Source organism: Pseudomonas tolaasii NCPPB 2192, from assembly GCF_002813445.1.
In the GTDB taxonomy this organism is placed as follows: domain Bacteria; phylum Pseudomonadota; class Gammaproteobacteria; order Pseudomonadales; family Pseudomonadaceae; genus Aquipseudomonas; species Aquipseudomonas tolaasii.
On record NZ_PHHD01000001.1, the window covers coordinates 5,206,256 to 5,218,893 of the forward strand.

A 12,638-nucleotide genomic window follows, 5' to 3' on the forward strand; every position below is an offset into this window, starting at 1 on the left:
CTCCCCTCCTTTTCATCTTTTGCACGGAGTTCGCCTTGCGTCTGTTTCACACCTCCGACTGGCACCTTGGGCAAAACCTGCACGGCCAGGAACGCGACTTCGAACATGCCTGTTTCCTTGCGTGGCTGCTCGGCCAGTTAAAGGCCGAACAGCCGGATGCGTTGCTCATCGCCGGCGATATCTTCGACACGGTCAACCCGCCGCTCAAGGCCCAGGAGCGCCTGTATGACTTCATCATCAGCGCCCACGAACAAAACCCCAAGCTGACCATTGTAATGATCGCCGGCAACCACGATTCCGGCTCGCGCATCGAACTGCCCGCGCCGTTGATGCGCCGCTTGCGCACCCACGCGCTCGGCCGCGTGCTGTGGCTGGATGATGGCCAACTGGATGCCGAACGTTTGCTGATTCCACTGCCGGATGCCAAAGGCAAGGTCGCCGGCTGGTGCCTGGCGCTGCCCTTTTTGCGCCCGGCCGAAGTCACTGGCGCGCAGTTGGGTGACGACTACCTGGTGGGCATTGGCCAGGTGCATGAGAAGTTGATTGCCGCCGCCAATGCCAAGCGCAAGAGAGGCCAGGCACTGATTGCCGTCAGCCACGCACACATGGCGGGCGGGTCGGTCTCGGAAGACTCCGAGCGCAGCCTGATCATCGGCAATGCCGAGGCGCTGCCCGCCAAACTCTTTGATAGAACCGTCAGCTACGTGGCCCTCGGCCATTTGCACAAGCCGCAAAAGGTCAATGGCGAGGAGCGCATCCGCTACAGCGGCTCGCCGATTCCGCTGTCGTTTTCCGAAATCGGCTACAAGCACCAGATTCTCGACGTGACGTTTCAGGGCGAACGGCTGGTGGGCGTCGAACCGCTGTTGATTCCGCGCTCGGTCGACCTGCGCCGCCTGGACGCCGCGCCGCTGGCGGACATTCTCAAGCAACTGGCCGACTTGCCGGATGTCGACCTGCTCGCCGAAACCCAGCGCCACCCGTGGCTGGAAGTGCGTGTGCGCCTCGACGAGCCCCAGCCGGACTTGCGCCAGCAAATCGAAAGCGCCCTGCAAGGCAAGGCCGTGCGCCTGGTACGCATCGCCGCCGAGTACGCGGGCAAGCGTGGCAGCGAAGAAACCGACGACGAGCGCCTGATCGAACTTGACCAGCTCACGCCCCAGGAACTGTTCAGCCGCGCCTGGCAGGACAGTTACGGCAGCGACGTGGACGAGCAAACCCTGAAGGACTTCGCCGTGCTGCTTCAGGAAGTGCAACAGGAGGGCGAACAGCCATGAAGATTCTCGCCATTCGCCTGAAAAACCTGGCCTCCCTGGCCGGCCCGTTTGAAATCGACTTTACCGCCGAGCCCCTGGCCAGCGCCGGGTTGTTTGCGATTACCGGCCCCACCGGCGCGGGTAAAAGTACCCTGCTCGACGCGCTGTGCCTGGCACTGTTTGGAGCCGTGCCGCGTCTGGGCGACACCGGCCAGGCCAAAATGCCGGACGCCGACAGCGACATTTCCATCGGTGACCCGCGCACCTTGCTGCGCCGTGGTACGGGCGGCGGGTATGCCGAGGTGGATTTTGTCGGCGTCAGCGGCCGTCGCTACCGCGCACGCTGGGAGGCCAATCGCGCCCGCGACAAAGCCAGTGGCAAGCTGCAAAACAGCCGGCAGAGCCTGACGGACCTGGACAGCGACCAACTGCTCGCCAGCCAGAAAACCGAATACAAGACCCAGTTGGAGCTGGCCCTGGGCCTGAACTTCGAGCAGTTCACCCGCGCGGTGTTGCTGGCGCAAAGCGAGTTCAGTGCATTCCTCAAGGCTAATGACAACGAGCGCAGCGAACTGCTGGAAAAGCTCACCGACACGGCGCTTTACACCCAACTGGGCCGCCGCGCATTCGACAAGGCCAAAGACGCCAAGGACGCCCACAAACAACTGCAAGACCAGGCCACCGGCGTGACCCCCATGGCCGCCGAAGCCCGCGCCGAACTCGACCAGCAACTGGCTGACGCCCAGCAACAATTCAAGCGCCAGCAAGCCCAACTCAAACAGCTGGAGGCGCAACACACCTGGCTCAAGGAATTGCGTGAGTGGCAAGAGCGCCAACGCAGCGCCGCCGAGCAGTTGCAGCAGGCCCAGCAACACTGGGACAGCCAGGGCCAGCAACGCCAGGACTTGAGCCGCCTGGACCAACTGGCGCCGCAACGGCATCAGTTTGCGCGCCAGGCCGAGGTCGCCTCATTGCTGACACCGCTTGCCGAGCACATTGAGCAACACATCGAGACACAAACAGCGCTGCACGCCCGTCAGGAACAGGCCCAGGAGCAACAGTCTGCCGCGCAGACGGCACTGGCCGACGCCCTGAAGAACCAGACAGACGCGGCACCACAGTTGCGTCAGGCTTTTGAAGAGCACAACACCCTCGCCCACCTGACCAAAGAACTGACCAAGCGCACCGAAGACCGGCAACAACAGGCAACCGCCTGTACCGAAGGCCAGGCACTGCTCAAGGGCTTACAGGACAAGCACACTGAAGTTGCCGAGCGCCTGCAACGCCTGGCCGCCGAACTGGAACGCAGCGCCGTGCTCGCGCCGCTGAGCGACGCCTGGGCCGCCTACCGTGAGCGCTTGCAACAACTGATGTTGATCGGCAATCGCCTGAACAAGGGCCAGGCCGAGCTGCCGCAGCTGGAACAGCGCGCCACCGCCGCCGCCGAGCAATTGGCACAACAACGCAATGCACTCGACCTGCTGTATCAGGAAGCCGGGGCCGAACCCCAGGCCGTGGCCGAGCAAATCCAGTTGCTCGCCAGCCTGTTGCAGGACAATCGCAAACAGCAGCGTGGGTTTGAAGACCTCACGCGTTTGTGGGACAGCCAGCAACAACTCGACCAGCAAGCCGCACTCATCGCGCAAAAACTGGCGGACGCCGCGCAGCAGCGGGAAAAACTCAACGGCAATGGCCTGCAAACCAAAGCCGAGCTGGCGGTTGCCGAACAAACCCTGACGGTGACCAAGCAGCTATTGGAGCGCCAGCGCCTGGCGCGCAGTGCCAGCGTCGAAGAATTGCGTGAGCAATTGCAGCACGACCAGCCCTGCCCGGTGTGCGGCAGCCATGAGCATCCGTATCACCAGCCTGAAGCCTTGCTGCAAAGCCTTGGCCGCCATGACGAAAGCGAAGAAGCCAACGCGCAGAAAACCGTCGACGCCCTGAAGGAAAAACTCACTGAGTTGCGCGGTGAGGTCGGCGGCTTGATTGCCCAACAAAAAGAGTTCCTGCAACAGCAGGAACAGCTGGGCATTCAACAACAGGGCCTGGCGACCAGCCTGGAGGCGCACCCACTCTGCGCGTCGCTGTTCAATCAGGACGCCGCCCAACGCAGCACCTGGCTGGCCCAGCAACTCAGCCAACTGACGCAAAGCATCACTCAGGACGAACACCGCCAGGGCGCCCTGCTCAACCTGCAACAAAACGCCGGGCGCTTGCAGCAGCAACTGCAGGCGGCGCAGGAGGCCAGCGGGCAAGCCCGTCAATTGCTGGTGGACCAGCAACGCGAGCTGGCCAGCGACCGCGAACGCCTGGACGAAGAACTCAATGCCTTCGCCAGCCTGCTGCCGGCGCAAACACTGGATGGCCTGCGCCGCGACCCGGCCAACACCTTCATGGCGCTGGACCAGCAGGTCAGCCAGCGCCGCGAACAGCTGGATCGCCAGCGCGAGGAGTTGGAAGAACAGCAACAGCGCCAGCAAACCCTCGACAAGGAACACGGCAATCAACAGCATCGCCAACAACAACTGGAGGCTGCGCAACACGCCGTGACCGAACTGGCGACACAGCAACAAGCGGTACAGGAAACACTCCGCGCCCTGCTCGGCGGGCACAGCAGCGCCGAACACTGGCAGCAGCAGCTCGACACGGCCGTGGCGCAATCACGCCAACGTGAAACCGACGCCAATCAGCAGTTACAGGAACTGCGCACCGCGCTGGTCCAACTGGCCGCCGACCTCAAGGCTCAGCAGGAGCGCCGGCAGGCGTTGCACGAGGAACAACAGACCCTGGAAACGCGCCTCGGCGAATGGCGCGCACGGCATCCGGAGCTGGATAACGACGGCCTTGATCGCTTGCTGGCCTTCGATGACGCCCAAGTCAGCGAGCTGCGCCAACAGTTGCAGAGCAGCGAAAAAGCCGTCGAGCAAGCCAGGGTTCTCCTGCAAGAGCGCGAACGCCTGCTCGCTGATCATCAGGCCCAGCACAATGGCGGCCTGGAAGCCGAACAACTGGACAGCGAACTTGCCGCGCTCAATCAGCAACTGGCCGAAGGTGAGAAACTCGTCATTGAGCTGAGCGCGCGCCAATCCGAAGACCAGCGCCGTCAGGACGCCAACCACGCGCTGGCCGGGCAGATCACTCAGGCGTATGAAGAATGGCAGCGTTGGGCACGGCTCAACGCGCTGATCGGCTCGGCCTCCGGCGACACTTTCCGCAAGATCGCCCAGGCCTACAACCTTGACCTGCTGGTGCATCACGCCAACGTGCAACTGCGCCAACTGGTGCGCCGCTACCGCCTCAAGCGCGGCGGCAGCATGCTCGGTTTGCTGGTGCTGGACACGGAAATGGGCGATGAGCTGCGCTCGGTGCACTCGTTGTCAGGGGGTGAAACGTTCCTGGTGTCGCTGGCGTTGGCCTTGGGCCTGGCGTCGATGGCATCCAGCACGTTGAAGATCGAGTCGTTGTTTATCGACGAAGGGTTCGGCAGCCTTGACCCCGAGTCCCTGCAACTGGCGATGGACGCCCTCGACGGCCTGCAGGCCCAGGGCCGCAAGGTGGCGGTGATTTCCCATGTGCAGGAAATGCACGAGCGTATTCCGGTACAGATTCAGGTCAAGCGCCAGGGCAATGGCTTGAGCACGCTGGAGGTCAAGTGAGCGAGGCGCTGCTGTATTCGTTCCGGCGCTGCCCGTATGCGATGCGCGCGCGGTTGGCGCTGCGCTATTCGGGCGTGCCGGTGCAGATCGTCGAGGTGAACCTCAAGGCCAAGCCGGCCGAGATGCTGGCGCTGTCGTCCAAGGGCACGGTGCCAGTGTTGAGCGTCGATGGGCGGGTGATTGAAGAAAGCCTTGAGATCATGCAATGGGCTTTGGCCCAGCACGATCCGGATGATTGGTTACTGCAGGGTGACCCGAGGGTGGCGCAACTGATCACCGAGAACGATCAGGTGTTCAAACATCACTTGAATCGATACAAGTACGCCGAACGCTACCCGGAGCAGTCGATGGAACACTACCGGGCCGAGGGCGAGGTGTTTTTGCAAAAGCTTGAAGGGTTGTTGGCCGAGCGGGATTACCTGTTGGCCAACCACCTGACCCTGGCGGATGCTGCACTGGCGCCGTTTGTGCGCCAATTTGCCCATGTGGATCGAGTGTGGTTCGCCGGCACTTCGTACAAACGGTTACAGGTTTGGCTTGAGCGCTTTCTGGAATCGCCACTGTTTATTGCGGTAATGGCGAAATCCTAGAGCTGAACACAAATCAACATGTGGGAGCGGGCTCGTGTGGGAGCTGGCTTGCCTGCGATGCCCACGACTCGGTCCAACTGATACACCGCGTTGATTTCATCGCAGGCAAGCCAGCTCCCACATTTGACCGTCGCTTGGCTCAAGCTCACTGCTGAGTTTTGTGATCCAGGGCGGCGTAGAAGTTGGCGCTTTGTTGCAGGTATTTCTGGGTGTAGGCACTGGTGCTGGATTTTTTGCCGGTCACTTCGACGCTGGCAGCGGCAGGCAGGGCTACGGTAGCGGAAACAGCGGAAGCGGCGATGATGGAGAAGAGGTTCAAGTTCATGTCGGTAACCCTTGTGTTCGTTTGGTTAGGTGGCCGGTGAAGGCCTTGGAACCAAACTTACGCCCGGGGGCTGAACCTTAGAAATGCTTTGAAACAGTAGCCGCTATTAATAGAATTAATAGAAAGGCTCAGGCCCCGCACGGCGGGGCCTGTGGCTTATTGACGCACCAGGAACTTGAGGTCGCTGGGGGCATCAATCGCCAATTTCTGCACGGTTTTACCCAGCAGGCCGGTTTTCGGGTCGCGTTCAACCACCACGATTTCGTTGCTTTTCTGGTTGGCGATCAACAGGAACTTGCCGCTCGGGTCCAGGCTGAACTCGCGCGGGTGGTCGCCTTCCACGGAGCGGCGTTGCAGCTCCTTGAGGTGTGCGGTGGCCGGGTCGATGCTGAACACCAGCATCTGATTGGCGGTACCGCGGTTACTCACGTAGAGGAATTTGCCGTCGCTTGAGGCGTGCAGCGCGGCGCCGGCCTTGTCGGACACCGGTTGCCCGGCGGCGAAATCCACCAGTTGGGTCTGGCTGAGTTTGCCGTCGTTGTAGTCGAACACGGCGATCTGCGCACTCATCTCGGTGGTCAGCCAGGCGTGCTTGCCGTCCGTGCTGAACAACAAGTGACGCGGGCCGCTGCCCGGTGGCAGTTGAACCGAAGCCGGGTTGGCCGGGGTCAGCGGCAGTTCATGATTGGCCTTGGGGTCGTAGTGGTAGGCAAAGATCCTGTCTGCCCCCAGATCCTGCACAAACACGTATTTGCCATCCGGCGAAGACACCACCGAATGCACATGGTTGGACGCCTGACGCTCAGGGTTCACGCGGCTGGCCGGGTGCGCACTCAGTTGCACCGGCGGCGACAACTTGCCATTGGCGTCCACCGGCAACACCGCCAGGCTGCCGCCCGGATCTTCCAGCACCGAATAGTTGGCGACAAACAGGTAACGACCATCGGCCGCGACACTGGAGTGGGTTGGCTCGTTGCCCAGGCTCTGCACCTGGTTGATCAGGGTGAGCTGGTGGTTCTGCGGGTCGATGCTGTAGCTGCTGACGCGGCCAACCGGGTCTTTCTGGCCGGGGCCGTTTTCATTGACCACGAACAGGTGCTTGCGGTCGCTGGAAATCGTCAGCCAGGACGGGTTGGCCGCCTTGGCCGCCAGCACCGGCTTACCGCTGAACTGGCCGGTGCGGCTGTCGAATTGCAGGCGGTAGATCCCTTCGCTGGTGTTGGCGGTGTAGCTGCCGACCAACAATTCATAGGTGTCCGCCGGTGCGGCTTGCACCGACATGGCACCGACACTGCCCGCCATCAGCAGGGGCCAGAATTTACGCATCATCATCCGCTTCATCCTCGTCGTTATTGTTGCCGGTGAATGCGTTGAAGCAGATCAGGCGGTGTTCGCCCGAATCACCGGTTAGGGTCCAGCTTTGCAAGGTGTCGTCGAAGGTGGCTGCCTCTACTTGCGCCAGGCTGAAACTCCAGCGTTTCTCGGCACGGCCGTCCATGGCGATGACCAGCAGCTTTTCAGCATTGAGTTCGAAGTCAAACGCGTGCAGCCCATCGATTTCAAGCATGTCGCTGGTGGCAAGGACAGAGGTCAGGGTGTCGGCAGTCATGGCAGTCAATCATCTTCGGGAAAGCGCCAATGATAGCCCAGCAAAGAACGTGGAGCGGCGTTTTAAGCAGCGACGCGGTTACAAATACTCCGAAACAGACAGGCCAAGCCCGCGCCCATCAGCGCTTCGAGGCAGGTTGAACGCTCGGGATGAAACAGCTGATTACGCATTCTCGGCCTCGCCGGGCGACGGGGCGGGTATGTTCGCCGGCATCTGTTTTATCTCCCAAGCAAAGGAAGCGCTTGCATGTTATCGGTAAGTCATAGCCCTCGCGTGTATACGGTCTCACTGCCCGTCGAAACCCCACCCTCCTCCGACACCTCCCCGGTTCCAGAATCCGATGCGCCTGCGGCGCCCCGTTCGCCCGCTGCCCCTCTGGGCAGTCAGCACCCGTTAAACGCACCGGCCGCCGGCAACCCGGCAGAAATCGTGGCCGCGCACTTTGCCGGCCGTCCTACGGTGCGCTCCGTGGTCGCCGGCATGCTGAACGACGCGTTAAAAGCACAGCACCCGACGCTGACTATCGATGTCGCCAACACCTCCCTCGCGGTCCCCATCAGTGCCGAGCCATTACAGTATTCTCTGACCCCGCTGTTGGACCTCGCCCTTGATCATCTGGCGGCGGGCACCGAATTAGACTTCTCGGACCGGTTCAGCCTGCTCTGCGAGTGGATGGACACGGCTCATATGAAATTTGTGAAGGTCACCGAAGGGGCCAATCCATACCCCCGGCCTTTGGATATGCAGGCGGTGGAACTGGCCATTCGCGCGCTGCGCCCCAACCTGAAGGGGGCTTACGCCGATGCATTAAGCCAATACTGGGGGCAAAACGCTTTCACCCGTGACCCCAACACCGAAGCACCTGCGAGCCACTGGTCTTGGCTCAGCGACACCCTGCGCAACAGCCTGCGTGTTTCAACGCTCAAACAAACCGGGCTGGATGATCTACAGCGTGAAACCCTGGACCAGGTCACGCGCTTTCCGGATACCAACGACCGCTCAGCGGCTTGCGGCGCGTCGGCAGCCAAGGTGCACAATCTGGAAACCACGCTGAGCAAGGGCGGCGTCACTTCCAGGCTTCTGAGCCCCGACCTGCTGATCACTCGCGAGGTCGATGGTCGCCAGGTGGTGTTGCACGCTTCTGCCGCAGGCGTGGTCACGCCTTACGACTCCGTGCAAGCCTTTGTCGCTGCCTGGGAACGCCAGCTCAGCGAGCGCTTCGTCTTTGACCAATTGAACTGGAGGCAGCTCGCGCTCGACGGTTCAGCGTTTGATGCCCAAGCGGCCACCCTGCTCAATCAGCAATTGCAAAACCTGGAAGCCATCCAGCTGCCTGCCCAGAGCACCGCCGAAGCCCTGGAGCAGCTTTTCGCCCAGGCCAGCGCCACCGGCCCGGCATTCAAGGGCGCACTGCAACCGTCCGCCGCCACACTGGCCGCCATGGCCCCCAAGGTGCCGGCCTGGCTCACACGCGCCAGCTCAGCGCAGCGCTTTGCCTATCAGCAGAACACGCTGGCACTCGCCGCCAGTGTGCAACGCCATCAGGGGCGTACTTTCCTCACTGATATTCCGGACATACAGACCTACACCGAGCAACAACTGGATGCACGGCTGGCGTCCAAAGGCTATAGCGCCAAGGACCTGGAAATCACCTTCAACGTCGCGGTCGGCACACTGGCCGGCGGGTACATCGAACCGGTAAAAATGAGCCTGGTGCAAATGGCCCTGGAAAACCTGGCCGGATTGCCCAAGGGCGATATGGAAGTGCGACTGCGCGGCGAGCTCGTCAAAGACGCCTCTTTGGCGGGCCAACTCAAAGACCTGATCAGTGAAGTCGACATCGGCAAGCACTATCCGGCGTTGCTGCAACAACAGTTGCTGGCTGGCACCCCGCAGTCCCGGGCGCGCGAGGCGCTGTTCATCGAACAGGTCCCCCTCCAGCTGGCGATGCAGGCTGCCGAACTCAGGCTCAAAGGTGAGGCAGGTCTTACCGCCCGTGGCTTACGGTTTGTCGAAACCGTCATCCAGCCGGGTCCGGGTCCGCGACACGTCGATGGCATGGAGATAACCGTGCGTCCGCTTGCGTTTTTACGCAAGCCTGGGGCCATACCGGATGTGGTCGAAAACATGTTCTTGATTGAGCCCAGGGACGCAACCAAAGGCCCGCACATTCTCTATCGCCCTCAACTTTCACCGCCCTTGCAGGAGTTTGCCAGCCGCGAAGCCCTGCTGGCTGCCATCCAGCAAGCCGGCCCCTTGCAACAAAGCATTCTTGCCTGGTTACCGGACGCCAAAGCGCGCGCGGTGTATGGCAATGGCGGCTTTAAAACGCCGCATATCGCTCATTACGGTGTATTCAACGAGTTTGACGCCCCCGACACGCCAAAACCCACAGCGCTGGCAGTCGACGGCTTTGGCGCAGCCACGGAGCTGGCGCAGGCCTTGAACGACGGTGAGCTGATGAAGCACCTGTTCACTGCCAACGCCCGCAGCCTGGTCAACCTCGCCAGGAATCAATCCACATCCGATGCCGAAAGCCGCTGGGCGTCCCACAAGGAACTCGGCTGGTTGCTGTTCAATACGTTGCTCCCGGTGCTGCAAGGCCCGGGCGCCATGGCGGGCTGGCTGTTGCAACTGGCGAATGTGGAAAGCGATATCCAGCGCCAAAGCGAATCGACTGACCCCGACCCCACTGCCACGTTGGTGGATTTGCTGGTCAACGTGGGTACGTTGCTGAGCCATTCAACCAGCGGGCCTGCACCACGTCGCAAGGTCGGTGAGATCCCGTTTTCCGAGCGTGCCGACGTTAATATCCCGCTGAATCGTGACGCCAATACTGCGCCCGGCAAGCCAGCAGCGATTCATCAGCTGCCAACCGGCTCCGTGACAGAGACAGCATCCGCGTCGTTTGATTTTGCCTTCTCCAACCCGCGCAGGCTCACTGCGAAACAGCTTGCCCATATCGAAAGCTTCAGTGTGCCCGCGCCGACGGGTCCGGCTTCGCCTATCGCAAGCGGGCAATTGAAAGGCCTGTACACCATCGGTGGAAAACTGCTCGCCTGTATTGATGACCACTGGTACAGGATTGCAAGGGATCTGGACGGCGTGTTTGTGATTGACGAACACGACAAGTCACGCACCGGCCCGCCGCTGACAACCCGCACCCCAGGTGACTGGCAATTTGATATACGGCCCAAGCTCAGGGGAGGCATGCCCCGAGGGGGGGGCCGCATGAAAGCCACTGTCGACCGAAATATCGAAGTGACCAACTCGATGTTGAGAAAGTACGCGGATGAAATGGTAGCGATACAGCCTGCGGCGATTGCCACAGAGGACGCTGACCAGCACCTTGTAGAGACCGAGCGCTCATTGCACAAGTCCGATACGGCCCTGAAAACCCTTTGGGGTCTGTACAACCATCCCGAACGTGGCCAGGAGTTCGCCGAGCGGTACCACAAAGAGTTGAAGCAAAACACCTTGTTGAGATCGATGCACCGAACACGGGTGACACTCTACGAGCAGCAAGCCGAGCAACTCATCACACTGCGTAAAGACGCCATCAAGGCCCTCACCCCTTCAACCCCGGCGATGGACTTCAATGTTTTCAAGGAAAAGCGCGCGGAGGAATACAAGGAGATCGCCGAAACCTTGCGTTCGTTGAACACCGAGTACTTGTACCTGGATGAGGAATTGACGCACGCCCGTACCGGTGAACCCATGCCTGACCTGATCGGAAGGACACGAGTGAACGCGCCCGGGGCCTACGCGCTAATGATTGAAACCCTCGGTGAGCGTGTCGAGCACATCGAGCGGCTGATACGTTTTTCTGATGCTTACTCCGCCCTGCTCGACGAATGGAAAAACGATTCCCCGGCGAGCAAAAAGCAGGCTGAAACCTTCATCAAAGACACCCAGCAGCCGCCGGAACATCAAGCGCTGTACGCCAGGCTGGAGCGCCTGAGCACTTTGCGTGAATTGAGTGTGGACCGCGGTACGCAGAACCACTCTGTCGAGGAAGAATTCCTCATGCAACGGTTCAACCGGGCCGAACTCAACAGCATCGCAAACTCCCATATCGAGTTGCAGGAGCACGAAGGCTATACCGCGGATGAACGTATCGACGTACTCACCAGCCTGATCGATCAATACAAGTCCGAACTGGGCATCAGCCAGGCCCTTCAGGACATGGGCTCGCCACGCGTACGGCCTTTTTATGGCGAGCGTTACACCGAGTGTCTCAACCAGGTCATTGCCCAGGCCCAGTCCGAATTGGCCGACCTGATCCGCGAAGATCAACACCTGCCGCCCACCGTAACAGTACGCAAGGAGCGCCCTCGCCGCCTGCAAAACAAAAAAGTCTTCAAAACACGCGATAAACAGACGCTTGTCGGCACCTTGCGGGCTTCACAGCCCGGCCAGGACATTCCGATCATCGATGTGCTTGATTCCAAAACCGGACAAGCCGTCACCAGCTACAGTTGGCACGTCAGCGAAGGAGAATGGGCGCAGATAGTCGAGGCACCACCCAAGAAACCCTCTACGCCACCACCGGTCAAGCCGCTGGCTTCCCTGTCCAGTGATGCACAAAAACTGATAGAGGGGCAGGCTGCTATCGAGCGTTCAATTGAGTTTCAGAAAAAGAAACTCAATGACCCCGCCCGTCGCGAAAGCCTCAACCCCAGAGACTGGAGCGACATGCTGGAACACCAGGCCCTGCGTCTTGAACAGCTTACCCAGCAGGCTCAGGCCAACCATGCCAACAACAGCGAAACGGCGGCATTGGTTGGGCAGTGGCAGAAGGCAGCACAAGACATGCGCCAGCGGGCGATCACACACCGTTGTGAGGGTTACCTGCGCCAGGAGCCCCGCCCGGAAAACGTCGACTATCTTTGGACCCACGGCCGTGTAGATATCGGGCTGGTCAACCGGGGGAAACAGCTCAAGGGCGGCGACTTTCTCACCGAATACGCCGTACGCGAAAAAAACGGCCTGGACGTCTTGTGGTATGCGCACTTCCATTACCCGACCCTGGCCACCTCGCGTAACGAATACAGCGCCGCGCACCTGAAATTGCCTGAGCAACGTTACCTGACGCAAAAAGACCTCGTGACCCAGGCTGGCAAGGACAACAAACGCGTCAACAGCATTGTTCACGCCAAAATCGGCCCGCCGTTGGATCAGAAGCTGTTTCTGAATCTGTAA

The 12,638-nt window shown here is 60.8% G+C and carries 7 protein-coding genes; 4 read left to right on the forward strand and 3 right to left on the reverse strand.

Annotation, left to right across the window (positions count from 1 at the left end):
* Nucleotides 1-35 precede the first annotated feature (35 nt).
* The 3 genes from ATI14_RS23895 to ATI14_RS23905 are packed head-to-tail and all read left to right on the forward strand — an operon-like array spanning nt 36 to nt 5,502.
* Nucleotides 36-1,277: an exonuclease SbcCD subunit D C-terminal domain-containing protein gene (locus ATI14_RS23895; protein WP_016969673.1), complete on the forward strand. Its 1,242-nt coding sequence runs from the start codon at nt 36-38 to the stop codon at nt 1,275-1,277.
* Nucleotides 1,274-4,912 carry an AAA family ATPase gene (locus ATI14_RS23900; protein ID WP_016969674.1) on the forward strand — a complete coding sequence of 1,213 codons (3,639 nt, stop codon included), beginning with the start codon at nt 1,274-1,276 and terminating at the stop codon, nt 4,910-4,912. Before ATI14_RS23895 ends, ATI14_RS23900 begins: the two co-directional genes overlap by 4 nt.
* On the forward strand, nt 4,909-5,502 hold the full coding sequence (locus ATI14_RS23905) for a glutathione S-transferase (protein WP_016969675.1): 594 nt from the start codon (nt 4,909-4,911) through the stop codon (nt 5,500-5,502). Before ATI14_RS23900 ends, ATI14_RS23905 begins: the two co-directional genes overlap by 4 nt.
* A gap of 145 nt (nt 5,503-5,647) precedes the next feature.
* Here ATI14_RS23905 and ATI14_RS23910 read toward each other — a convergent pair whose 3' ends face one another.
* The 3 genes from ATI14_RS23910 to ATI14_RS23920 all read right to left on the reverse strand — a co-directional run bounded on the left by ATI14_RS23910 (nt 5,648) and on the right by ATI14_RS23920 (nt 7,436).
* Complete coding sequence (locus tag ATI14_RS23910; protein ID WP_010210027.1) at nt 5,648-5,827, reverse strand: hypothetical protein; 180 nt, start codon at nt 5,825-5,827, stop codon at nt 5,648-5,650.
* A 156-nt stretch (nt 5,828-5,983) separates the two neighbouring features.
* The gene (locus ATI14_RS23915) at nt 5,984-7,159 is read right to left on the reverse strand and encodes a lactonase family protein (protein ID WP_016969676.1); all 1,176 of its coding nucleotides are present in this window, start codon (nt 7,157-7,159) and stop codon (nt 5,984-5,986) included.
* Nucleotides 7,146-7,436, reverse strand: a complete 291-nt coding sequence (locus ATI14_RS23920) for a DUF5629 family protein (RefSeq protein ID WP_016969677.1) — start codon at nt 7,434-7,436, stop codon at nt 7,146-7,148. The genes ATI14_RS23915 and ATI14_RS23920 overlap by 14 nt, the downstream gene beginning before the upstream one ends.
* Nucleotides 7,437-7,682: 246 nt before the next feature.
* Between ATI14_RS23920 and ATI14_RS23925 the strand changes: the two genes are divergently transcribed.
* Nucleotides 7,683-12,638, forward strand: coding sequence for a dermonecrotic toxin domain-containing protein (locus tag ATI14_RS23925; RefSeq protein WP_231124354.1), 4,956 nt, complete (start codon nt 7,683-7,685; stop codon nt 12,636-12,638).

Excerpts from the sequence above, each read along its gene's own strand:
- ATI14_RS23900 (WP_016969674.1), top strand. The coding sequence starts at position 1,274 with ATGAAGATTCTCGCCATTCGCCTGAAAAACCTGGCCTCCCTGGCCGGC.
- ATI14_RS23910 (WP_010210027.1), bottom strand. The coding sequence starts at position 5,827 with ATGAACTTGAACCTCTTCTCCATCATCGCCGCTTCCGCTGTTTCCGCT.
- ATI14_RS23915 (WP_016969676.1), bottom strand. The coding sequence starts at position 7,159 with ATGATGATGCGTAAATTCTGGCCCCTGCTGATGGCGGGCAGTGTCGGT.
- ATI14_RS23920 (WP_016969677.1), bottom strand. The coding sequence starts at position 7,436 with ATGACTGCCGACACCCTGACCTCTGTCCTTGCCACCAGCGACATGCTT.
- ATI14_RS23925 (WP_231124354.1), top strand. The coding sequence starts at position 7,683 with ATGTTATCGGTAAGTCATAGCCCTCGCGTGTATACGGTCTCACTGCCC.